The sequence below is a fragment of the Bacillus sp. JS genome (assembly GCF_000259365.1).
Lineage (GTDB): Bacteria > Bacillota > Bacilli > Bacillales > Bacillaceae > Bacillus > Bacillus stercoris.
On sequence record NC_017743.1, the window covers coordinates 3,073,031 to 3,094,725 of the forward strand.

Consider the following 21,695-nt stretch of genomic DNA (forward strand, 5'->3'; position numbering starts at 1 on the left):
GATAGTCTTTTAGACCTATTATTTATCTATCTTAAATCGTTTTGTCAGATCACGGAGTTCTTCAGACATTCTTTCAAGCGTCAGTGCTGATGAACTGATCTCCTCCATGGATGCCAGCTGTTCCTCAGCTGAAGCGGCGATATCTTGGATACCGTCCGAGCTTGCCTTAGAAATGGCTGTGATATCATTTGAAGCTGCGGAAATTTCTTGTGCTCCCGCCGACAGCTCCTCAACCGTCGCATTCATGTTTTGCAGCTCGGAAGCAATCTGATTGGTCATTTGCGAGATATGTTTGAAGCTCTGCTTTGTTTCGTCCGTCATGACAAGCCCTGTTTCAACTTCTTTGTTTACGGACTGAAGCACGTTCAATGATGTGTGGACTTCTTTTACTATTTCACTGATCAGCGATTCAATTTCTTTTGCCGAGTCAGCCGACTGTACCGCGAGCTTTCTCACTTCCTCAGCGACGACTGAGAAGCCCCGGCCATATTCACCCGCTCTGGCAGCTTCAATAGCGGCATTTAAGGCCAAAAGATTGGTTTGATCCGCAATACCGTTGATAACACGCAAAATATTTGTGATATCCTTTGATTTGATCTCCAGCCCTTTCACCACTTGTTCCGCTGCTTTTACAGAATGGTCAATTGTGTTCATTTGGCCGGCTGTTTTCTGGACGAGTATCTCCCCTTTACTTGACACTTCGGTTGAATCTGCTGATGTCTCTGTAATCACTGCGGCCGCCCGCGCCAGCTCTGCCAATCCGTCATTCATTTCATTAATTTGTTCAGTTGTCGTTTCTATTTTCTCGCTTTGGCTTTCGCTCCCGTTTGAAAATTGCTCGATAGCCATCGTAATGTGCTCAGTGGCTTTGCTTGTCTGGCCTGCCGATGCAGTCAGCTCTTCGGACGATGAGGCAACGTGTTCTACTGAGTTTTTGATTCCGTGAATGAGCGAGCGAAGTGAGTGTGCCATATGATTGAAGCTCTCGCTCAGAACGCCGAGTTCATCTTTTGAATTGATTTCAATCGTTTCGGTCAGATCGCCTTCACTGATTTTTTCAGCTGATGCGACAATGCGTCCCAATGGCTTTGTGATGGATCGAACCACAAAATAAATCGCCGTCATTCCGGCTGCGATGGCAATCGCCAGAACGACTGAAGCCATGATCAGAACCCTGCTTGCAGCATCGTGAATCTCGTTTGCATACATCGTGCCGCTGATTTTCCAGCCTGTTGTTTCGCTAGTGGCAAACGCCATTTTTTTCTTTTTGCCTTTGTACGAATATTCAAAGTCTCCGCTTTTATCCTTGTAAAGCTTATCAACCCAGTCCCCTTTTAGCTCTGTTCCTGCTTTTTCTCCAGAGTAGGCGATGACTTTCTTGTTTTGGCTCAAGATAAAAGCATAGCCTTCTTTTCCAATATTGATTCCTTTCGCGGTAGTGACTAAGTCGTCAATTTTCATATCAATGGCGACAACGCCTGATCCATCCACTGTTTGACGGGCGATGGTGACGACCATTTTTCCTGATGAAATCGATTCATAAGGCTCAGTGACTATTGTTTTGCCTTTATTGTCCATTGCTTCTTTGTACCAATCTCTTTCCAAAGCATTAAAGTCACTTGGCATGTCAGCGTACGGATAACGTGTGAATTCCCCGTCTTTGCTGCTGGAAAATACCGCAGCGACATTATCATTCATTTGGATAAATTGTTTAAATTCCTGTTTCAGCTCTGTTTTCTTTTTATCCTGAAACTTATCTGCTGTCGCCCAATCGCTAAAATACGCGAGGCTCTTTTCAGTCGTTCTGATTTTATCATCAATAATGTGATCTAATATTTGAATGTTTTCCTTGGCGCTTTGCGTCATCTGTACATCAAGTGAGGAAACTGCTGATTGATAAGCGCTTACCGAAAGGGCGGTTATCGGGACAATTAAGATCAGCAGGAAAGAAATGATAAGTCTCCTTGCAATTGATGATCTGCGAATAGTGGTAAGTGTTTTTTTCATTTCCTTTTGAACCTTCTTTCAATAATTTACAAATTATATCGACAGAACTTCCTTTAAATTACATTGAAAATAGAGGTAAAAATGAAAAATAGTTCAAAACTCACCGTATAGACTAGGACTTTGTTAATGTTTCCCATATAAAAAAACAGCGCCTTGATCAGCGCTGTTTTTCGGTTTTTACTCGATTTTAAATTGTTTCGTCAGATCGCGAAGCTCTTCTGCCATCTGCGCAAGAGTGGTCGCTGATGAACTGATTTCTTCCATGGAAGCAAGCTGTTCCTCAGCTGATGCGGCAATGTCCTGGATGCTTGCCGAGCTTTCTTTCGACACGTCTGCAATGCCGCTGACTGCTGCTGAAACATGCTGTGAACGGCCTGACAGCTGCTCGACGGTGGAATTCATCGTCTGCAGCTTGCCCGCGATTTCGTTTGTCATGCTGAAAATGCTCTGGAAGCTTTCTTTTGTATTGTCTGTGACAACAAGTCCGGATTGCACTTCCTGATTAACCTCTTTAAACATGTGAAGGGAGGTTTCAATCTCTGCGACGATTTCTTGGATCAGCTTTTCGATTTCTTTTGCTGAATCGGCTGATTGAACAGCCAGCTTGCGCACTTCCTCCGCTACGACAGAGAAACCGCGGCCTGACTCTCCGGCACGCGCCGCTTCAATAGCCGCGTTTAATGCAAGCAAATTTGTTTGGTCTGCGATGCCGTTGATGACTCTCAAAATGCTTGTAATGTCTTTTGATTTTCCTTCTAAGCCTTTGACTACAGCTTCAGCCTGCTGAACAGATTGATTAATCGAGTTCATTTGGCCGACTGTCTGCTGCACAAACTTTTCACCTGTTCCGGCGATTTCCGTTGATTGGATAGACGCCTTTGTAATATCTGACGATGTTTGTGAGACTTGCTGGAGTCCTTCATTCATTAAGTTCAACTGATGAGAGCTGGATTCAACCTTTTCGCTTTGCTCTTCGTTTCCGTTTGAGAACTGCTCAATCGCCATCGTAATATGCTCGGTGGCTTTACTTGTCTGTCCGGCAGATGCGGTAAGCTGTTCGGAAGATGCGGCCACATTGTTCACCGAGTCCTGAATTGCGCTGATTAGAGAGCGGAGGGATTGTCCCATTTCGTTGAAGCTTTCTCCTAGCTCCCCTAGCTCATCCTTTGAATGAATTTCGATCGTTTCGGTCAAATCCCCTCTGCTGATCGTTTTCGATGATTGAACAAGACGTTTTAACGGTTTTGTAATCGAACGAACAATAAACAGAATTAAAATCCCGCCTGCCACAATGGAGGCAATCAGTACGATCATGCCCGTTACCAGCACAGACTTTGAGGCATCCTTAATTTCATCCATATACATAGTGCCGGCTATTTTCCAACCAGTCAGTTCATTTGTAGTGTAGGTCAGCTTTTTATCTTCGTTATTAAGAGTGTACTTGAGTTCACCGCTGTCATTCGCATACATTTTGGCTACCCAGTCGCCTGACAGCTTTTCTCCAGCCTTATGGTTCTTATGTGCGACGTAGGTTTTGTTTTTTGTTGCAATGAAAGCATAGCCTTCTTTTCCGACCTTGATTTGTTTCATCTGTTCTAACAATTTATCAATGGTAATATCCATGGCGACAACGCCTGAGCCGTCCTTCAGCTCTTGTGCAATGGTAATGACCATGCTTCCGTCACTCGCAGCCACGTAAGGATCTGTCACGACAATTTCACCGCCGGCCTTCATCGCATCCTGGTACCAAGGGCGTTGTCTAGGGTCGTATCCGTCCGGCAATGTCTCTTTTGGCGCTTGTACGTAAGTGCCGTTATCTGCGCCTCCATAAATTCTGGCTACGCCCTGATTAATAGATACGTATTGTGAAAATTTAGCTTTGATCTCTTCTTGATTCGATTTTCCTTTGAATGCGGATCTTTTAAGAGATTCACTGAAAAAGGTAACTGCTTTCGCTTTTTCTCCCAGATCATTTGTAACGGTTGTATTAAATGTATCGACACTGTTTTTCGCATTCCCCATCATTTCCTCATCCAGCTTTCCGCTGGCGCTTCGGTAAGAACTAAATTCTAATATAAGAATAGGGATAATGAGAATCGCAATAAATGAGACGATTAATTTCTTTGAAATAGACGGTTTCTTCAGCCAATTGATAAAAGTCTTCATGTCTACTTGCTCCTTCAGGTTTGATACAGTATATATCGGCTGCTTAAAAAAGTTTTAAAATAAAAAATGGAAGAAGTTCTTTTGCCAGTCTTCAGTCTTTTTAGCTTTCATTGCCCAAGCCTTTTGCATATCTTATAAAAAACAAGGGGGGCTAATCATGATTATAGTATCAGGACAATTGCTCCGTCCCCAGGATATTGAAAACTGGCAGATTGATCAAAATCTGAATCCGCTCTTAAAAGAGATGATTGAGACGCCTGTTCAGTTTGATTATCATTCAATTGCTGAACTGATGTTTGAGCTGAAACTGCGAATGAATATTGTCGCAGCGGCAAAGACACTGCACAAAAGCGGGGCGAAGTTTGCCACTTTTTTGAAAACATACGGGAATACAGCGTATTGGAGGGTTTCACCAGAGGGCGCCTTGGAGCTGAAATACAGAATGCCGCCTTCAAAAGCGATTCGGGACATTGCAGAGAACGGCCCTTTTTACGCATTTGAATGCGCAACCGCAATCGTTGTTATTTATTACTTGGCCTTAATCGATACAATCGGGGAAGACAAATTCGATGCCAGCTTTGACAGAATTATTTTATATGATTGGCATTATGAGAAGCTGCCGATATATACAGAAACAGGACATCATTTTTTCCTTGGCGATTGTTTGTATTTTAAGAATCCTGAATTTGATCCGCAAAAAGCCCAATGGAGAGGCGAAAATGTGATTTTACTGGGGGAGGATAAATATTTTGCCCATGGTCTTGGAATCTTAAACGGACAGCAAATTATTGATAAGCTGAATTCATTTAGGAGAAGAGGAGCCTTACAGTCAGCCTATCTTCTGTCTCAGGCGACCAGACTGGATGTTCCGTCTCTTTTCCGCATCGTCCGCTAAAAAGCCCCATCGCCTATTTTCGGGACGATGGGGTTTCAAATGCCTTCCGTTTTCGATAGAAAGGGGCTGTGCCTAAATATTGGTTCGCAGCCCACTCCATTTTTTCAAGGTCATTTCTTGTCACGATTGGATCTAGGCTGCTCCATTTGATAAAGCGGACAAAATAGTAGCCTTTGATAGGAGCCATTGTAACTTTTGAGTGAGGCCAGCCTTCAAATACAAACTCAATTTTCCCTCTTTTTTTATAAGAGTATTGAAGAATGTTCATATCTGTCACCTCTGATTTATCAAGTTACATTCGCCAAACAGTGTCTTCACGTCAGCAGGCCCGTAAAGCATCCGTGTCTGCTCCCTTCAATTTTTTAAATCTACATCTGGATTTGCTTTTTGAGATGTCGGGACTGAGATATTCGAATGTCAAGCGCGCCTTCATTACGTGAGACGAGCCCTCCGGCTTTCAGCGCTTATGTCAGCGAAAATGTTTCATCATAAAAAACAACCTGCTACCCCATGATTTTGATATAACATGTTCGGGTGCGAGGGCCGTCAAATTCGCAGAAATAAATGCCCTGCCACGTTCCAAGAATGAGCCGGCCGTTTTCCACAATGACATGCTGTGAAGCGCCGACCGTACTCGACTTCATGTGTGCAGCTGTATTGCCCTCCATGTGGCGGTCGAGCTCATGTTCCCACGGATATACCTCATCAAACCTTCTGAGCATATCTTTTTTGACGTCCGGGTCGGCATTTTCATTAATTGTAATGCCCGCCGTCGTATGTGGACAGTAAATCAGCGCTGCGCCGCTCGTTACACCTGTTTCTTGAAGAAACGCATCCACCTCACGGGTGATATCAATCATTTCATCTCGTTTGGAAGTCTTGATTTGCAGTGTTTTCAGCATTTGTTCTCCTTTCGTTTGTCCGCTCTATTTGCTTAATTCGTTCTGTGTTCTTTTTTTCCTGTTAAACCGCTCTCATAAACCTGATAAAACAAAAAAACTCCAGTCTAAGGCTGGAGTTTAGCCCCATAGATATATTCTTGTCTCATACGGCTTTAAGAGTATTGATGTCATATGCTTGTGCGGCTCTGTTTCAATATTTGACAAGGCAAGGGCATCTGATGACAATGGCCATCCAGATTGCTTGAATAACGCCGGTGTTCTAGTCAGATTGGCTGCAATCAGTGCAGTGTGGCTCTCGTTTTTTCGAAGATATGCAAAGATTTGCTGATCTTCCGGTAAAATGAGCTCGTATGTGCCGTTGATAAAAACATCATATGTTTGGCGCAGCTTGATCAAGCTTTTGTAAAAATGGTAAACGGATGTATTATCGTTTTTTTGCGCCTCAGCATTCAGCCATTTGTAATTCTCATTGACTCCGATCCACGGCTTGGCCTCAGAAAATCCGGCGTATGGATCTGCGTTCCATTGCATAGGTGTTCGTGAATTGTCTCTTCCCTTTTTCCAGACAACCTTCATCGCGTCCTCGTGTGATGCGCCTTTCGCTATTTTTGTTTCATAGAGGCGTTTCATTGCGACATCATCATAGTCCTCAATAGACGGAAATGCCACGTTCGTCATTCCGAGTTCCTGTCCTTGATAAATAAACGGCGTGCCTTTCATAAGAAAGTAAACAGCAGCCAGCGCTTTTGCACTTTCTTTCAGGTACACTCCGTCGTCTCCCCAGACAGAAACTGAACGGGGCTGGTCGTGATTCTCCATAAACAAAGCATTCCACCCAATTCCTTCAAGACTGTCCTGCCAGTCAGTTAAAATTCGTTTAAATGAGGCAATATCAATGCTTTCATCGATCTCTACATCCCACAGGCCAAGATGCTCAAATTGAAAAATCATGTTGAATATGCCGTTTTTTTCTCCAGCCCAATCAGCAGCTTCCTTTGCAGAGACGCCGTTTGCCTCGCCGACCGTCATAATCGGATAGCGGGAAAATGTGTTTTCCTTCAGCTCTGTTAACAAATCCATAATGCCATGAGCATTCATATGATAAGGAAAGGAAGGAACATAATCCAGTCCCTTTGGATTCGGCATGTCGGGAAGCCCTTCTTTTTTCTTAATATGCGTAATGGCATCCACCCGAAATCCATCAATTCCTTTATCAAGCCACCAATTGATCATGTCATAAACGGCATTCCTCACCTTTTCATTTTCCCAATTCAAATCAGGCTGTTTTTTATCAAAAAGGTGAAGATAGTACTGGCCTGTCTTTTGATCATATTCCCAAGCCGGCCCGCCGAAAATGCTTTCCCAATTGTTCGGTGCTTTTCCGTTTTTGCCGTCTTTCCAAATATACCAGTCGCGCATTTCCGAGTGTATAGATGAACGGGATTCTACGAACCATGGATGTTCATCGCTTGTATGGTTCACAACGAGATCCATAATCAGCTTCATGCCCAGATCATGAATGTCATCAAGAAGCTCGTCAAAATCTGCCATGGTGCCAAAATCGCTTAATATGTTTTGATAATCCCTAATATCATAGCCATTATCGGCATTTGGTGAATCATACAGGGGGCAAATCCAAAGGACGTCAGCGCCCAGCTCTTTTATGTAAGAAAGTTTAGATCTGATTCCTTGAATATCCCCAATTCCGTCGCCATTTGAATCTTTAAAACTGCGGGGGTAAATTTGGTAAACAACCGCTTCCTTCCACCAAGCCTTTTTCATACAGCCACTCCTTCCCAGTGTACCGGTCTTATATATCCTATGTAGAAAAAAGGCTTCACAGCATTGCTTTTTAAGAAATGACTTGATCACACAAAAAACAGCCGTTCGTTCCCGGCTGTTTTTTATCAAAAATCGGTTTTTTTTATTTCTACAAAACGGATGTGATGATCTTCGGCGTCGAGGATTTTAAATTCACAGCCTTCCGCGTGTATGACGTCTCCTGCTTTCAGCTCCATTTTTTGCGTTAGAAGCCATCCTGCAATCGTATCAATCTCTTCATTTTCAATCGCAATGTCGAGCAGGTCATTTACTTCGTCTATTAACGCTTTTCCATCCATCACATAATGGTGCTCGCCCTTTTTCAGGATGTGCGGTGTTTCATCCTGATCATACTCATCGCGAATTTCCCCGACGATTTCCTCGATAATATCCTCGACAGTGACAAGCCCCGCCGTTCCCCCATATTCATCTACGAGAATCGCCATGTGAATCCGCTCCTTCTGCATGCGGATTAACAGCTGCTGAACAGGAATGCTTTCAATGACCCTGATAACGGGCCTCATGATTTGCTCCAGCTTTATCGGCTGGCCGAGAAAATAAGCTTTAAACATATCTTTGCTGTTGATGATCCCTAAAATATGATCCTTGTCATCTTTGATGACAGGGTAGCGTGTATATCGTTCATTAATGATGTGATGAATCGCCTCTTCAAGCGACTGCTCAAGAGAGATGACGGCAATTTCTGTCCGGGGAATCATAATCTCTCTCGCTACCCGGTTGTCGAATTCAAAAATTTTATTTACATAGCGGAATTCAGACTGATTGATTTCTCCCTTTTCATAGCTTTCTGAAAGAATCAGCCTTAGTTCCTCTTCGCTGATGACAACCTCATGCTCCTTTACTGAATGAAAGCCAAACAATTTCACAAGAAAGCTTGCAGAGCCGTTTAATGCCTTAATAAACGGGTACGTGATTTTATAAAACCAGATGAGCGGCTTTGCAATCCATAAGCTTACAGCTTCAGCTTTTTGAATAGAAACCGTTTTCGGGGCAAGCTCTCCCATCACCACATGCAAAAAAGTGACGATAATAAATGCAACTACAAATGTGACAATGTGATTAAACGGTTCCGGCATGCCTGTCATTGTAAATAAGGGATGAAGAAAACGTTCAAATGTAGGTTCACCTAGCCATCCAAGGCCGAGTGCTGTAATCGTAATCCCGAGCTGGCAGGCTGATAAATACTCGTCAAGATTGGAGATGATTTTATGTGCGGCTAGCGCCCGGCTGTCACCGCTTTCGATGAGCTGATTGATTTTTGAACCTCTGATTTTGACGATCGCAAATTCCGCTGCAACGAAAACAGCCGTAATGCCAATCAAAACAAAAATGGCGATCAATTGTAAAATAAGCAAAAAAAGCCCTTACCATAAATGGTAAGGGGCCACCTCCTTAACGTTAATTCTCATCACGACCGTTTAAGAAGATCATCACAAAACGAAGAAGTTCAAACAGGGAAACCAGGGCGGCGGCCACATACGTTAAGGCAGCAGCGCTCAGCACTTTATTTACCCCATTTTCTTCATTGTTTCGGATGAATCCTTCTGACACAATAATCTGCTTCGCGCGTGAGCTTGCATTGAATTCGACAGGCAATGTAATCAGCTGGAAAAAGACAGCCGCTGAAAATAATATGATGCCAAGCCCGATCAAATTCAGGCTTCCGAGAAGCATGCCTCCTAAGAAAAGCAAAGGAGCTACACCGGATGCAAAATTCACGACTGGGAAGATTTTATGTCTTATCACAAGCGCACCATATGACTCCTGATGCTGCAAGGCATGTCCGACTTCATGGGAAGCTACGGATATGGCGGAAATTGAGCGGCCGTAATAGACCGGCTCAGATAAACGCACCACCCGTCTTGTCGGGTCGTAATGGTCTGTTAAAGTGCCTCTTACCGGTTCGACCGGCACGTCGTAAAGACCGTTTATATCTAAAATCCGTCTTGCTGTTTCTGCCCCTGTACGTCCGCTTGAGGCTTCCACTTTTGAATATTTTTCAAAGTTGCTCTTCACTTTAAATTGTGCCCAAAACGACAATCCCAATGCGGCTATTGTTAAAAATATAAACAGCATTTTTCATCATCCTTTTTCCATGATCATTTCTCTATTACGATTATTTTAATGAGTTTTCTTTCCCGTGTACAGAAATGCGCTTTTTCTTCCGGCTCGGAGCACACAATCCAATCAGCAAAAAGAACAGACCTGCTGAAAACAAATACAAGGCGAAACTGCCGGCCAGTTCTTTCAGAAAATGAAGCCAGGAGAAGCTGCCGGAAAAGTGATTATATGAGTTTAAATCGAAAATAAACAAAATCACCGCGGATGCCGCCAGCTGCGTACCGATCAAAACCACGATCGTTCTTTGAAAGATCGTCATCTTTTTCATCCTTTTTGTTTTAGTTTATGGAGAAATCCGTTTTTATATGTTTTGTTCATTTTTTGAAAAACATCATCGTAAGTGGGACATACTGTTAGAAAAAAGCACGGGTGTGATGGAAGCTATGAAAGTGACGAGTGAGGAAAAGGAACAGCTGAGCACAGCAATCGACCGGATGAATGAAGGATTGGACGCGTTTATTCAGCTTTATAATGAATCAGAAATTGATGAGCCGCTTATTCAGCTTGATGACGATACAGCCGAGTTAATGAAGCAGGCCCGAGATATGTACGGCCAGGAAAAGCTAAATGAGAAATTAAATACAATCATTAAACAAATTTTATCCATTTCAGTATCTGAAGAAGGAGAAAAAGAATGAAATCAAATCGGATATTTATTTCATGGCTTAGATGGCCGTTATTTATCCGAATCGGGGTTATTATTTTATGTCTGATTCTTTTGTTCGGCCAAATCATTTATATACTTGAGCCGAAACAGTTTACTTCGGTATTTGAAGGCATTTGGTGGGCTGTCGTTACGGTTTCGACAGTCGGTTATGGAGACTATGTGCCGCACACGCCGCTGGGTCAGGCAGCTGGAATTCTGCTGATTTTGAGCGGCGCAAGCTTTGTCACTGCATATTTCGCAACGTTATCAGCGGCCGCATTCAGCAGACAGCACCGCTATATCGAAGGAAAAGTTGCTTACAAAGGCCGGGGCCACATCATTCTGATCGGGTGGAATGAAAAAACAAACCGGCTTTTGAAGGACCTTCAGCTTGCGGCCCCTTCCAAAACAGTCGTGCTAATCGATGAATCTTTAACAGAAGGCCCGCTGATCGAAAACGTCCATTTCATACGCGGGCACGCTGCCGATGACGAGACACTGAAACGGGCCAATATTACTGAAGCGGAATCAGTGATGATTACAGCCGATCAGTATAAAAGTGAAACTGAAGCAGATATGCTGTCAGTGCTGACTCTTTTATCTGTGAAAGGGCTTAATCCCCTTGCTTACTGCATCGTCGAGATTTTGACTGACCGTTTTGTCACCAATGCGGAGCGGGCAGGCGCAAACCAAATCATCGGAACGTCAGAATTTATCAGCCGGGCGATGCTGCAGCATTACCAAGTCAAATTACGGCCGTCGAAACAGCAGAACGGAATTAAGCTGCCGCTTGACCAGCATGTAGAGCTTCTTGCTGTTCCTGACGAACTAAAGGGAGTGGCTTACAAAACCTGCGTTCTCTATTTCCTGGATCACAACAAAACAATTATAGGTGTACAAAAAGAGGAGGGGCCGATGATTTCCCCTCCTCTTACATACACGGTACTCGAAACAGACCAATTCCTTGCCATCTAATGCAGCAGAACTTCCTCCAATTCTTTTACGAGAGAGGCGCCGATATCCAAAAATGCCGGATCAATTTCCGCGTCCCGCCTTTCCGGTTCGGAAAATTGATTAAACAGTGATTGGAAAGGCCCTCCCTCGGCTTGATCATCAACATCCGTCTGAAACACCTGTCTCAGCATAAACGGCGTTCCGATCCGGACGGCCGCCCCGCGTTCATCGAGACTGCCCTGTACCGCATTGACAGGAATTCTCAAAAATAAATAGCCGTCTCTATCATCAATTTTATAATCAAAGTAGCCATGATCGTATTCCCAGCCGCCGTTTATCACATAACCGAGCGGCTTCATCACTTGTTCCAGTTCTTGAAGCAGAAAAGACTGCCCATCTATCGCTGAAGGTATCGGTATCATCAAAATGCCCCTTTTTCACTTATCCTGTCCTGCCGAACAAGACTTCATTCAGAGGCGCCTACATGGAAATCGTTGTTTCTTTCGCGCGTCCAACAAAAAAGAAAGCGCATTCAATTAAGAAGTAAACAGCCATTGCCGCAGCAAGCCCTGCAGCTGAATCCCAAGACACATAAACAACCGTTGCATAGAGTCCTAATTTAGTGAAAAGAGTATGGGTTCGTTTCAAATGCAAAATTCGATGTACCGCATCGGTAAAAAGCGCGAGCGGCAAACCAATGAGAAGAAAGGCGTGGATGAAAAAATGTGACAGCGTGCCGCCAAAGCTTGAAGAAACATCTGTATACACAGCATCAAAGGAGATAAGGATACTTAAAAGAGCTGCAGAAAAGCCGGCAATGATGAGGTGTTTAACCACTTGTTTCATGAACATCAGCACCTTTCTGATTTTATAAAAAGCCGACCGGCAATATGCCAGTCAGCTTGTCACATTAATCTTTCAGACGTTTTTCAAGCTCTGCTTTTTTCTCTTCAAAGCCAGGTTTGCCAAGCAATGCAAACATATTGACTTTGTACGCTTCTACACCAGGCTGGTCAAACGGATTGACGCCAAGGAGGTAACCGCTCATCGCGCAGGCTTTTTCGAAGAAATATACAAGGTATCCAAAAGTATATGCATTCAGCTCAGGAATGTTAACGATTAAGTTCGGAACATTTCCGTCAGTATGGGCAAGCATTGTGCCTTGGAATGCTTTCTTGTTAACGAAATCAACCGTTTTACCGGCTAAATAGTTCAAGCCGTCAAGATCGTTATCCGCTTCCTCGATTGTCAGTTCATGTTTAGGTTTCTCTACGTTCAGCACCGTTTCGAATAAATCTCTGCGGCCTTCTTGTACATACTGGCCTAAAGAATGAAGGTCTGTTGAATAGTTGGCTGAAGAAGGATAAATGCCCTTCTCATCTTTCCCTTCACTTTCTCCGAACAGCTGCTTCCACCATTCCGCAAAATATTGAAGCGCTGGTTCGTAGTTGATGAGCATTTCGATCGTTTTGCCCTTGTTATAAAGGACATTGCGAACAACCGCATATTGGTATGCAGGGTTATCTTCCAGTTCAGATGTTGCAAAATCTTTGCTCGCATCCAAGGCGCCTTTCATCATATCGTCAATGTTGACGCCGCTGACAGCAATCGGTAAGAGGCCTACAGCTGTTAAGACTGAATAACGGCCGCCGACATCGTCAGGGATAACGAATGATTCGAAGCCTTCTTCGTTAGAAAGCGTTTTTAATGCGCCGCGCTCTTTATCTGTTGTTGCATAAATCCGCGCTTTCGCTTCTTCTTTACCGTATTTCTCTTCAAGAAGCTTGCGGAAAATACGGAAAGCGATTGCAGGTTCAGTTGTCGTACCTGATTTAGAAATGACATTAATAGAGAAGTCAACATCTTCAAGAAGATCCATGACGTCTCTCATATAAGATGAACTAATGTTGTTTCCGATAAAAATGACTTGCGGATTGCCGCGTTTTGCTTTTGGCAAAGTGTTATAAAACGCGTGATTCAGCGCTTCAATCGCTGCCCGCGCCCCAAGGTAAGAACCGCCGATGCCGACAACAAGCAATACATCAGAGTCAGATTTGATTTTTTCCGCGCTTTTTTTGATGCGCGCGAATTCTTCTTTATCATAATGTTCAGGGAGGTCCACCCAGCCTAGAAAATCGCTGCCCGCGCCTGTTTTTTCATGGATATTATGGTGTGCAGTTTTTACAAAGTCCCGCAGGTATGTAAGTTCATGTTCGTTGAAGAAAGTCAACGCTTTTGAGTAGTCAAAGCGTACATGCGTCATTGCTTGTCCCTCCATAACGGTATAATGTTTTCATCTTTCACTTTATATGAACTTATCTGTGAAATCAAGTCAAGAAGAAAGGCGGAATGACTGGATTCCGCCCTTTGGGGTTATAGAGACGCGCGAAGGATGGCAAGCACGTCATCTTTGTTCAGTTTTTGGAAGTTGCCGAAGCCGCCGTGTTCCATTTCCTTGGCTGCGATATCAGCAATCAGCTCAAGCTTTTCTTCTCCGATATTGTAATCAGCAAGACGGGAAGGCGCGCCAAGGCTTGTCCAGAAAGCAGACAGTTTATCGATTCCTTCAAGCGCAATTTCTTTATCTGTTTTGCCTTCCGTATCAATGTCAAACATGTTGAGCATGAGGTTTTTGAAGCGGCCTACGTTTGTATCAAGCGTATATCTCATCCAGTTCGGGAACAGTATCGCCAAACCGCCCGCATGCGGAATATCATACACAGCTGAAACGGCGTGTTCCATTGTATGAGAAGCCCAGTCACCAAAGTAGCCCATTTGGAGCGTGCCGTTTAAAGCGATTGTACCAGCATACAAAATCGTTTCACGAAGCTCGTAGTTTTCCAGATCTTCAAGAAGCTTAGGAGCTGTTTCGATGACCGTCTGCAAAACAGCAAAGCACATTCTATCCTGAAGCGGCGTGTTTTCAACGTTGTGGAAGTATTGTTCGAATACATGGCTCATCATGTCAACCATGCCGTATACTGTTTGATTTTCAGGAACCGTGAACGTATTTTCAGGATCTAAAATTGAGAAACGCGGATGAGTCACATTGCTGCCCCACACATATTTCTCGTTTGTTTCCCAGTTTGTAATCACGGAATCAGGGTTCATTTCAGAGCCTGTTGCAGCAAGCGTTAGAACAGTGCCAAATGGCAGCGCATCCTCCGCTGTTACTTTTTTGCTGAAAATATCCCAAGCATCACCGTCATATTTGACGCCAGCTGCAATCGCTTTTGTACAGTCAATGACACTGCCTCCGCCGACAGCAAGCAGAAAATCAATGCTATGTTCTCTGCAAAGGCCTATGCCTTTTTCCACTGTCGCAAGTCGCGGGTTCGGCTCAACACCTGACAGCTCATGAACAACAGCTCCCTCTTCTTTTAAAATGCCTGTGACTTGATCATAAAGGCCGTTGCGTTTAATGCTGCCGCCCCCGTAAACAAGCAGTACATTCTTGCCGTATCGTTTTAATTCTTTTCTTAACTGTTCAAGCTGACCTTTTCCAAAAATCAGCTTTGTCGGATTATAATAAGTGAAATTTTCCATAGTAAAACCTCCAATAATGCTGGCTTAAAAAACAGATTTCCCATTGTAACATAAGTTTGACAAAAAGAAAAAGGGAAGCAGCCAAACGGCTATTTCCCCTTTTTTTATAGAGATGCCTTCAGAATTGACAGCACATCTTCTTTGTTGAGTGATTTAAATTGGCCGAATGTACCGTTAGCCATTGCCTTGTCAGCGATTGTGTCAAGCTGCTCATCATTAATATCATAATCAGCAAGACGGTTCGGAGCGCCAAGGCTTGTCCAGAACGCAGACAGTTTATCGATACCTTCACGTGCGATTTCTTCATCTGTTTTACCTGCTTCTTCAACACCAAACACACGAACTGCAAGCTGTTTCATGCGGGCAGGGTTTTCAGACAATGTGTGTCTCATCCAGTTCGGGAACAGAATTGCCAGTCCCCCGGCATGCGGAATATCATAAACGGCTGATACTGCATGTTCAATATTATGAGTAGCCCAATCCCCTCTTGCACCCATAGAAAGCATGCCGTTTAATGCGATTGTTCCTGTGTACAGAATCGTCTCACGCAATTCGTAATTTTCGAGGTCATTGATCAGCTTAGGCGCTGTTTCAATAACTGTACGAAGAAGTGATTCACACATGCGGTCCTGATACGGCGTGTTTGATACATGATGGAAGTATTGTTCGAATACATGGCTCATCATGTCAACCATCCCGTAGATCGTGTGGTTTTTAGGTACAGTGAATGTATTCACCGGATCAAGAATCGAGAATTTAGGGAATACGAGCGGGCTTCCCCAGCCGTATTTTTCTTTTGTTTCCCAGTTTGTAATAACAGAGCCTGAGTTCATTTCAGAACCAGTCGCAGCGAGAGTCAATACCGTACCGAATGGCAAAGCATCTTTTGGCTGATGTTTTTTCGTGACGATATCCCACGCATCACCATCATACTTTGCTCCTGCGGCAATCGCTTTTGTACAGTCGATGACGCTTCCGCCTCCGACAGCCAGTAAGAAATCAATGTTGTGTTCTTTACAGATGGCAACACCCTTATTAACAGTCGACACACGCGGATTCGGTTCCACACCTGCTAATTCATGCACGGTCGCTCCGGCTTTATTCAGCTGTTCGATCACTTGATCATACAGGCCGCTGCGTTTAATGCTGCCGCCTCCGTACACAAGCAATACGTTTTTCCCGTAAGGTTTGAGTTCCTCCGGAAGTCTTTCCACTTCGCCGCGCCCGAAAATTAATTTGGTCGGATTCCAGTATGTAAAGTTTTGCATGACATCTCCTCCTTAGATTTTTTATTATGCAGAATGTCCTCACCACATGTAAAGCAATCAGCTCTCACCGCCCAGCATATCTGATGGTTTTATCTTGCAAGACGCTGGGAAAGAAGCTGATATAAGCGAGGGCAGGCCAGTTTCCCCTTATATGGAGAATGCATGTATAGATTCTCCAATATGTCACAATCTATAACTGTTTTAATAATTCATGGAGGAGGTTGCAAAACATGAGTACCATTCAAAGAATTTGTCTTGTATTAACCATCATTGGCGCTATTAACTGGGGACTGATCGGATTTTTCCAATTTGACTTAGTAGCGGCTATTTTCGGCGGCCAAGGGTCAGCCCTTTCCCGAATCATTTACGGACTTGTCGGAATCGCCGGCTTAATCAACCTCGGTCTGCTATTTAAGCCAAACGAGGAAAGATCACGTGAAGAAGCAGCAAATCCTGAAATGCGATAGGATATCAATACGCTGAAATAGGATTTTGCATGAAAGCAAAAGCACCGAACATTCCTGTCCGGTGCTTTTTTCATACTTATTTTTTGATAAGGTCTTTGCGGTTGGACATTTCGATCCACTCTTCAAGCTTATCTTTTAATGTGTTGAAACCTTGTGGTGTAGAAGCTTCTTCGCTTACTTGCGCAGCTTTAGGTTTTCTTGGTTTGCTTTCTTTTTTCTCAGGCGCAGCTTGTGTCGCACGAATTGAAAGGCTGATTTTGCCTTTTTCTTCATCAACAGCAAGTACCTTTACTTGTACTTCGTCGCCAACTGAAAGGTGCTCGTTGATATCTTTTACGAAACCGTGAGTCACTTCAGAAATGTGTACTAAACCTTGAGTTTCTTCATCTAATGCAACAAACGCACCATACGCTTGTAATCCTGTAACTTTACCAGTGTAAACACTGCCCACTTCAAATTTTGCTGCCATTCATAACAACTCCTAAGTTAAATTAAATATCTGTTTATACGCAATTTAAAATTATATCACACATGTCTTATTTTCGCAAAGAAATCTTTTTTATAAAAAATCAGGTTTGTGCACGGCAAAAAGGGGGTAAACTGAAAATACCAAAGGCTTTCTAGTATTCCCCCCTTTTATTGGATGCGAACAAAAGGTTCGTATCTTTTTTTTATGTTGTTTTGTGCAGGAAGCGTTTCATTCTGACTAACGCTTCTTGAAGCTGTTCAATCGAAGTTGCGTATGAACAGCGGATATATCCTTCACCGCTCGGGCCAAACACACTTCCCGGAACAACTGCCACTTTTTCCTGCGTCAGAAGCTCTTCTGCAAACTGTTCTGAGCTCATTCCCGTGCTTTTAATGGATGGAAAAGCATAGAAAGCGCCGCCCGGGTGATGGCAGCTGAGACCAATTTCATTGAGAGATTCTACAAACAGATTCCGTCTTCTTCGATAGCTTTTTTTCATTTTTTCTACGTCTTCCATGCCGTTCTTCAGGCCTTCAAGGGCGGCAAACTGCGCCATTGCGGGCGCGCACATCATCGCATATTGATGAATTTTAAGCATTGCATCCCGAAGCATGGATGGTGCTGCAGCAAAACCAAGCCTCCAGCCCGTCATCGCAAATGCTTTTGAAAAGCCTGAAATGACGACCGTCCGTTCCTTCATTCCCGGTAATGCCGCTATACTTGTAAATTCCTCATCATATGTCAGCTCCGCGTAGATCTCGTCGGCTAAGACAATGACATCATGTTTTTTGGCAAACTCAGCAATCGCATTCAGCTCTTCCTTCGAATAAACCGAACCTGTCGGATTCGATGGTGAGCAGATGAGAATGGCCTTTGTTTTTTCAGTGACTGCCGCTTCAAAATCAGCGGCCGTTGCTTTAAACCCTTTGTCTGCTGTTGTATGAACATGAACCGGGATACCGCCTGCCAAAGAAACAAGCGCATCGTACGCCACAAAACATGGCTCAGGTATGATGACTTCCTCACCTGGATTCACAAGAGCACGGATCGCAATATCCAAAGCCTGACTTGCCCCTACTGTCACAATCAGCTCATTATCTGGCGAGTAGCTAAGGTCAAACCTGTTGCTCAAATAACGGCTGATTTCCTCTCGCAATGAGTATAAACCGGCATTGGCCGTGTATGACGTATATCCTTGTTCAAGAGAGAGAATGCTTGCTTCACGGACATTCCACGCGGTAACAAAATCAGGCTCTCCAACACCTAAAGAAATAACGCCTTCCATCGTTGCCGCCAAATCAAAGAATTTGCGGATGCCTGATGGTTTTATTTGTTGTACATAGTCTGATAAATACGAAGTCATTTACGGGGACACCACGATTCTTTTGTCGTCGTCTCCTGTTTCAAACACTTTGCCGTCATGCTTGTATTTTTTCAGGATAAAATGGGTTGTCGTAGATACAACGGAATCAAGCGTTGACAGTTTATCTGAAACAAAACGCGCTACGTCAGACATCGAATTGCCGCGAATTACGACAGACAAATCGTACACGCCTGACATCAGGTAAACTGATTCAACCTCTTGGAATCGGTAAATCCGTTCCGCCACTTCATCAAAACCGACTCCCCGCTTCGGCGTTACTTTGACGTCAATCATGGCCGTAACGCCCTCATGTCCGTCAACTTTTCGCCAGTCAATCATAGCGGAATAATCGATAATAACCTTTTCTTTCTCCAGTTTGTCAATAATCGTTTTTACTTCATTTACTGGGATGCCCGCCATCTTTGCAATGGTTTCTAAATCGGCGCGGCTGTTTTCGTCTAAAATTTCTAATATTTCTGTTTCTTTTTCTGTCAACTTCATTTGATTCACACCTTTGCAATGTCAAGAAATCTCATGACATTATATCACGTTTTTTGACGAATGCTAAGAAAAAACGAGGAGAAACTTCCGCTAGAATTGACAATTTCAGGGCACAATACAAACATCAAAAAAAGGGAGTGACACAGAATGGAGGCGGTTTCACCAATAAGGCGGTTTACGGTCGATGGAGTCAATGTATACTACGAACATTATCAAAATCCTGGCAGGCAAACGCTGGTCTGTGTACACGGTTTTTTATCATCTGCTTTCAGCTTCAGAAAAATAATCCCTCTCCTTCGGGACAAGTACGATATCATCGCGCTTGATTTGCCTCCTTTCGGCCAATCTGAAAAATCAAGAACGTTTATCTATACCTATCAAAACCTCGCAAAGCTTGTCATTGGGATTTTGGAGCACTTGCAAGTGAAACAAGCTGTGCTAATCGGACATTCTATGGGCGGACAAATATCATTGTCTGCTGCTCTCCAAAAACCAGAGCTTTTTTCAAAGGTTGTGCTGCTTTGCAGTTCAGGATATTTAAAACGCTCACATCCAACGATCATTTTCGGGACCCATATTCCGTATTTTCATCTATATATCAAGCGCTGGCTCTCGAAAGAAGGCGTGATGAAAAATTTATTAAATGTTGTGCATGACAAATCGCTGATTGATGAGGAGATGATTGACGGCTATGGCAGACCATTTCAGGACGAGCAGATTTTCAAAGCCATGACAAGGTTTATCCGCCACAGAGAAGGAGATTTAGAACCCGAACAATTGAAGAGAATGAACAAGCCTGCATTATTGATTTGGGGCGAGGAGGATCGAATTGTCCCAATGGAGATCGGTAAACGGCTGCACGCGGATTTGCCTAATTCCGTGCTATACTCATTTAGCCAAACCGGACATCTGGTGCCTGAAGAACGGCCTGAGCTTGTTTCCGAACACATTGCTGATTTTATCAAATAGAAAAAAACCGGTGCTGAACCGGTTTTTTAAAGTGTGCAGGAGCTGCTGTTTTTAATGTATAAAAGCTGGCCAGCCACTTCCCGGCAGCTGTCGATCGGCAGCGTTTGTTCAAAAGAAGTTTCAAATATATGCTGAATGCGTTTCGCCAGCAGGGCGGGGTCGTCTTCATCATAGACCGCCTGCACGACATCAACTGCCTCCGTTTCGTAAAACTCTTCACCATATTTAAACGGGTCCCATTTGGCAATGATCTTGATCATTTCCCCCACCGCTTGACTTTCTTCCATATTCATCACCGCTTATAATAAAATTTGCAGTTCTATCTTATCATAGTGAAGCTTAGAAAAATAAACATACATGAGGAGGTAACAGAATGAACTTTGATAAACGAGAAGAACGCCTTGGCACCCAATCGGTCAAATGGGACAAAACAGGCGAATTATTCGGCGTGACAGACGCACTCCCGATGTGGGTGGCGGATATGGATTTTCGCGCGCCGGAAGCGATAACTGAAGCATTAAAAGAGCGCCTTGAACACGGAATTTTCGGTTATACGGCTCCGGATCAAAAAACGAAGGATGCGGTGTGCGCATGGATGCAAAACAGGCACGGCTGGAAGGTGAATCCGGAAAGCATCACATTCAGCCCGGGCGTTGTAACGGCCTTGAGCATGGCGGTACAAGCTTTTACGGAGCCGGGCGATCAAGTCGTTGTTCAGCCTCCAGTTTATACGCCTTTTTACCATATGGTGGAGAAAAACGGCCGGCACATTTTACATAATCCTTTGCTAGAAAAAGACGGCTCATATGCAATGGATTTTGACGATTTGGAAACGAAGCTTAGTGACCCAAGCGTTACATTGTTTATTTTATGCAATCCTCATAACCCTTCTGGTCGTTCATGGAGCCGTGAAGATTTGCTGAAGCTGGGCGAATTGTGTCTTAAGCATGGCGTCACAGTTGTATCCGATGAAATCCATTCCGATTTAATGCTGTACGGACACAAACACACGCCGTTTGCTTCGCTCTCTGACGATTTCGCTGATCTTTCCGTGACATGTGTTGCGCCAAGCAAAACATTCAATATCGCCGGATTGCAGGCTTCGGCAATCATGATTCCCGATCGCCTGAAGCGCGCCAAGTTTTCTGCAAGCCTGCAGCGCAATGGTTTAGGCGGATTAAACGCGTTTGCCGTCACTGCAATCGAAGCCGCATACTCAAAAGGCGGGCCGTGGCTTGATGAATTGATCTCTTACCTTGAGAAAAACATGACCGAAGCGGAAGCCTTTTTGAGCTCCGAGATGCCGAAGGTCAAAATGATGAAACCGGATGCATCATACCTGATCTGGCTCGACTTTAGCGCTTACGGCTTGTCCGACACAGACCTTCAGCAAAGAATGCTAAAAATAGGAAAGATCATTCTAGAGCCCGGGACGAAATACGGGCCTGGCGGAGAAGGATTCATGCGCCTAAACGCGGGATGTTCTCTCGCAACCCTGCAGGACGGCCTGCACCGCATCAAAACCGCATTATCATAAATATAGCTCTGAAACGCCTTTACGTCTTCATTCGTAAAGGCG

The 21,695-nt window shown here is 44.0% G+C and carries 23 protein-coding genes and 1 pseudogene; 6 read left to right on the forward strand and 18 right to left on the reverse strand.

Annotation, left to right across the window (positions count from 1 at the left end):
• Positions 1-18: 18 nt before the first annotated feature.
• Both tlpA and mcpB read right to left on the reverse strand, forming a co-directional pair.
• Complete coding sequence (tlpA, locus tag MY9_RS15650) at positions 19-2,007, reverse strand: methyl-accepting chemotaxis protein TlpA (protein ID WP_014665150.1); 1,989 nt, start codon at positions 2,005-2,007, stop codon at positions 19-21.
• Positions 2,008-2,184: 177 nt separating this feature from the next.
• The gene (gene mcpB / locus MY9_RS15655) at positions 2,185-4,173 is read right to left on the reverse strand and encodes a methyl-accepting chemotaxis protein McpB (protein ID WP_014665151.1); all 1,989 of its coding nucleotides are present in this window, start codon (positions 4,171-4,173) and stop codon (positions 2,185-2,187) included.
• A gap of 157 nt (positions 4,174-4,330) precedes the next feature.
• On the opposite strand from mcpB, the gene MY9_RS15660 reads away from it, so the two are divergent.
• A complete protein-coding gene (locus tag MY9_RS15660) occupies positions 4,331-5,068 on the forward strand; it encodes a protein-glutamine gamma-glutamyltransferase (protein WP_014665152.1) in 738 nt (245 codons plus the stop codon).
• A 13-nt stretch (positions 5,069-5,081) separates the two neighbouring features.
• On the opposite strand, the gene MY9_RS15665 is transcribed toward MY9_RS15660, so the two are convergent.
• The 7 genes and pseudogenes from MY9_RS15665 to MY9_RS15690 all read right to left on the reverse strand — a co-directional run bounded on the left by MY9_RS15665 (position 5,082) and on the right by MY9_RS15690 (position 10,192).
• The gene (locus tag MY9_RS15665; protein ID WP_014665153.1) at positions 5,082-5,336 is read right to left on the reverse strand and encodes a hypothetical protein; all 255 of its coding nucleotides are present in this window, start codon (positions 5,334-5,336) and stop codon (positions 5,082-5,084) included.
• Positions 5,337-5,571: 235 nt separating this feature from the next.
• Positions 5,572-5,970: a secondary thiamine-phosphate synthase enzyme YjbQ gene (locus tag MY9_RS15670; RefSeq protein WP_014665154.1), complete on the reverse strand. Its 399-nt coding sequence runs from the start codon at positions 5,968-5,970 to the stop codon at positions 5,572-5,574.
• Positions 5,930-6,062, reverse strand: a pseudogene (locus MY9_RS22145) (hypothetical protein). The gene MY9_RS15670 and the pseudogene MY9_RS22145 overlap by 41 nt, the downstream one beginning before the upstream one ends.
• A 25-nt stretch (positions 6,063-6,087) precedes the next feature.
• Positions 6,088-7,752 carry a glycoside hydrolase family 13 protein gene (locus MY9_RS15675; protein ID WP_014665155.1) on the reverse strand — a complete coding sequence of 555 codons (1,665 nt, stop codon included), beginning with the start codon at positions 7,750-7,752 and terminating at the stop codon, positions 6,088-6,090.
• 125 nt (positions 7,753-7,877) lie between these two features.
• A complete protein-coding gene (locus tag MY9_RS15680) occupies positions 7,878-9,167 on the reverse strand; it encodes a hemolysin family protein (protein ID WP_014665156.1) in 1,290 nt (429 codons plus the stop codon).
• Positions 9,168-9,210: 43 nt separating this feature from the next.
• The gene (locus MY9_RS15685; protein ID WP_014477803.1) at positions 9,211-9,888 is read right to left on the reverse strand and encodes a zinc metallopeptidase; all 678 of its coding nucleotides are present in this window, start codon (positions 9,886-9,888) and stop codon (positions 9,211-9,213) included.
• 40 nt (positions 9,889-9,928) lie between these two features.
• Entirely contained in the window at positions 9,929-10,192 is a 264-nt protein-coding gene (locus MY9_RS15690; RefSeq protein ID WP_014665157.1) for a hypothetical protein, read from the reverse strand.
• Positions 10,193-10,238: 46 nt separating this feature from the next.
• Here MY9_RS15690 and mstX point away from each other — a divergent pair, with 46 nt between their 5' ends.
• Positions 10,239-10,571 (forward strand): biofilm formation protein MstX, encoded by a 333-nt coding sequence (gene mstX / locus MY9_RS15695; RefSeq protein ID WP_014665158.1) that lies wholly within the window; start codon positions 10,239-10,241, stop codon positions 10,569-10,571.
• Positions 10,568-11,554: a potassium channel protein KbfO gene (gene kbfO / locus MY9_RS15700; RefSeq protein WP_014665159.1), complete on the forward strand. Its 987-nt coding sequence runs from the start codon at positions 10,568-10,570 to the stop codon at positions 11,552-11,554. Before mstX ends, kbfO begins: the two co-directional genes overlap by 4 nt.
• Here kbfO and MY9_RS15705 read toward each other — a convergent pair.
• From MY9_RS15705 to MY9_RS15725, 5 genes are all read right to left on the reverse strand, one after another.
• The gene (locus tag MY9_RS15705; RefSeq protein WP_014665160.1) at positions 11,551-11,955 is read right to left on the reverse strand and encodes a YugN-like family protein; all 405 of its coding nucleotides are present in this window, start codon (positions 11,953-11,955) and stop codon (positions 11,551-11,553) included. The genes kbfO and MY9_RS15705 overlap by 4 nt on opposite strands.
• 58 nt (positions 11,956-12,013) lie before the next feature.
• Complete coding sequence (locus MY9_RS15710) at positions 12,014-12,385, reverse strand: hypothetical protein (protein WP_014665161.1); 372 nt, start codon at positions 12,383-12,385, stop codon at positions 12,014-12,016.
• 58 nt (positions 12,386-12,443) lie between these two features.
• Complete coding sequence (locus MY9_RS15715) at positions 12,444-13,796, reverse strand: glucose-6-phosphate isomerase (RefSeq protein ID WP_014665162.1); 1,353 nt, start codon at positions 13,794-13,796, stop codon at positions 12,444-12,446.
• 110 nt (positions 13,797-13,906) lie between these two features.
• Positions 13,907-15,079 (reverse strand): iron-containing alcohol dehydrogenase, encoded by a 1,173-nt coding sequence (locus MY9_RS15720; RefSeq protein ID WP_014665163.1) that lies wholly within the window; start codon positions 15,077-15,079, stop codon positions 13,907-13,909.
• A 104-nt stretch (positions 15,080-15,183) separates the two neighbouring features.
• Positions 15,184-16,347, reverse strand: coding sequence for an iron-containing alcohol dehydrogenase (locus MY9_RS15725; RefSeq protein WP_014665164.1), 1,164 nt, complete (start codon positions 16,345-16,347; stop codon positions 15,184-15,186).
• A 230-nt stretch (positions 16,348-16,577) separates the two neighbouring features.
• Here MY9_RS15725 and MY9_RS15730 point away from each other — a divergent pair, with 230 nt between their 5' ends.
• Positions 16,578-16,814, forward strand: coding sequence for a DUF378 domain-containing protein (locus MY9_RS15730; RefSeq protein WP_003220771.1), 237 nt, complete (start codon positions 16,578-16,580; stop codon positions 16,812-16,814).
• A 76-nt stretch (positions 16,815-16,890) separates the two neighbouring features.
• Here MY9_RS15730 and yugI read toward each other — a convergent pair whose 3' ends face one another.
• The 3 genes from yugI to MY9_RS15745 all read right to left on the reverse strand — a co-directional run bounded on the left by yugI (position 16,891) and on the right by MY9_RS15745 (position 19,147).
• Positions 16,891-17,283 carry a S1 domain-containing post-transcriptional regulator GSP13 gene (gene yugI / locus MY9_RS15735; RefSeq protein ID WP_003228864.1) on the reverse strand — a complete coding sequence of 131 codons (393 nt, stop codon included), beginning with the start codon at positions 17,281-17,283 and terminating at the stop codon, positions 16,891-16,893.
• Between the two features lie 202 nt (positions 17,284-17,485).
• Positions 17,486-18,646, reverse strand: coding sequence for an aminotransferase (locus MY9_RS15740; protein ID WP_014665165.1), 1,161 nt, complete (start codon positions 18,644-18,646; stop codon positions 17,486-17,488).
• Entirely contained in the window at positions 18,647-19,147 is a 501-nt protein-coding gene (locus MY9_RS15745) for an Lrp/AsnC family transcriptional regulator (protein WP_009968070.1), read from the reverse strand.
• Positions 19,148-19,294: 147 nt separating this feature from the next.
• Between MY9_RS15745 and MY9_RS15750 the strand changes: the two genes are divergently transcribed.
• The gene (locus MY9_RS15750; protein WP_014665166.1) at positions 19,295-20,116 is read left to right on the forward strand and encodes an alpha/beta fold hydrolase; all 822 of its coding nucleotides are present in this window, start codon (positions 19,295-19,297) and stop codon (positions 20,114-20,116) included.
• Between the two features lie 26 nt (positions 20,117-20,142).
• Here MY9_RS15750 and MY9_RS15755 read toward each other — a convergent pair whose 3' ends face one another.
• Positions 20,143-20,403 (reverse strand): YugE family protein, encoded by a 261-nt coding sequence (locus MY9_RS15755; RefSeq protein WP_014665167.1) that lies wholly within the window; start codon positions 20,401-20,403, stop codon positions 20,143-20,145.
• A gap of 86 nt (positions 20,404-20,489) precedes the next feature.
• Here MY9_RS15755 and patB point away from each other — a divergent pair, with 86 nt between their 5' ends.
• Positions 20,490-21,653 carry a cystathionine beta-lyase PatB gene (gene patB / locus MY9_RS15760; protein WP_014665168.1) on the forward strand — a complete coding sequence of 388 codons (1,164 nt, stop codon included), beginning with the start codon at positions 20,490-20,492 and terminating at the stop codon, positions 21,651-21,653.
• Positions 21,654-21,695 lie beyond the last annotated feature (42 nt).

What these genes read in the sequence shown, in the direction of transcription:
- tlpA (WP_014665150.1), bottom strand. Translation starts at nt 2,007, where the DNA reads ATGAAAAAAACACTTACCACTATTCGCAGATCATCAATTGCAAGGAGA.
- mcpB (WP_014665151.1), bottom strand. Translation starts at nt 4,173, where the DNA reads ATGAAGACTTTTATCAATTGGCTGAAGAAACCGTCTATTTCAAAGAAA.
- MY9_RS15660 (WP_014665152.1), top strand. Translation starts at nt 4,331, where the DNA reads ATGATTATAGTATCAGGACAATTGCTCCGTCCCCAGGATATTGAAAAC.
- MY9_RS15665 (WP_014665153.1), bottom strand. Translation starts at nt 5,336, where the DNA reads ATGAACATTCTTCAATACTCTTATAAAAAAAGAGGGAAAATTGAGTTT.
- MY9_RS15670 (WP_014665154.1), bottom strand. Translation starts at nt 5,970, where the DNA reads ATGCTGAAAACACTGCAAATCAAGACTTCCAAACGAGATGAAATGATT.
- MY9_RS15675 (WP_014665155.1), bottom strand. Translation starts at nt 7,752, where the DNA reads ATGAAAAAGGCTTGGTGGAAGGAAGCGGTTGTTTACCAAATTTACCCC.
- MY9_RS15685 (WP_014477803.1), bottom strand. Translation starts at nt 9,888, where the DNA reads ATGCTGTTTATATTTTTAACAATAGCCGCATTGGGATTGTCGTTTTGG.
- MY9_RS15690 (WP_014665157.1), bottom strand. Translation starts at nt 10,192, where the DNA reads ATGACGATCTTTCAAAGAACGATCGTGGTTTTGATCGGTACGCAGCTG.
- mstX (WP_014665158.1), top strand. Translation starts at nt 10,239, where the DNA reads ATGTTTTGTTCATTTTTTGAAAAACATCATCGTAAGTGGGACATACTG.
- kbfO (WP_014665159.1), top strand. Translation starts at nt 10,568, where the DNA reads ATGAAATCAAATCGGATATTTATTTCATGGCTTAGATGGCCGTTATTT.
- MY9_RS15705 (WP_014665160.1), bottom strand. Translation starts at nt 11,955, where the DNA reads ATGATACCGATACCTTCAGCGATAGATGGGCAGTCTTTTCTGCTTCAA.
- MY9_RS15710 (WP_014665161.1), bottom strand. Translation starts at nt 12,385, where the DNA reads ATGTTCATGAAACAAGTGGTTAAACACCTCATCATTGCCGGCTTTTCT.
- MY9_RS15715 (WP_014665162.1), bottom strand. Translation starts at nt 13,796, where the DNA reads ATGACGCATGTACGCTTTGACTACTCAAAAGCGTTGACTTTCTTCAAC.
- MY9_RS15720 (WP_014665163.1), bottom strand. Translation starts at nt 15,079, where the DNA reads ATGGAAAATTTCACTTATTATAATCCGACAAAGCTGATTTTTGGAAAA.
- MY9_RS15725 (WP_014665164.1), bottom strand. Translation starts at nt 16,347, where the DNA reads ATGCAAAACTTTACATACTGGAATCCGACCAAATTAATTTTCGGGCGC.
- MY9_RS15730 (WP_003220771.1), top strand. Translation starts at nt 16,578, where the DNA reads ATGAGTACCATTCAAAGAATTTGTCTTGTATTAACCATCATTGGCGCT.
- yugI (WP_003228864.1), bottom strand. Translation starts at nt 17,283, where the DNA reads ATGGCAGCAAAATTTGAAGTGGGCAGTGTTTACACTGGTAAAGTTACA.
- MY9_RS15740 (WP_014665165.1), bottom strand. Translation starts at nt 18,646, where the DNA reads ATGACTTCGTATTTATCAGACTATGTACAACAAATAAAACCATCAGGC.
- MY9_RS15745 (WP_009968070.1), bottom strand. Translation starts at nt 19,147, where the DNA reads ATGAAGTTGACAGAAAAAGAAACAGAAATATTAGAAATTTTAGACGAA.
- MY9_RS15750 (WP_014665166.1), top strand. Translation starts at nt 19,295, where the DNA reads ATGGAGGCGGTTTCACCAATAAGGCGGTTTACGGTCGATGGAGTCAAT.
- MY9_RS15755 (WP_014665167.1), bottom strand. Translation starts at nt 20,403, where the DNA reads ATGGAAGAAAGTCAAGCGGTGGGGGAAATGATCAAGATCATTGCCAAA.
- patB (WP_014665168.1), top strand. Translation starts at nt 20,490, where the DNA reads ATGAACTTTGATAAACGAGAAGAACGCCTTGGCACCCAATCGGTCAAA.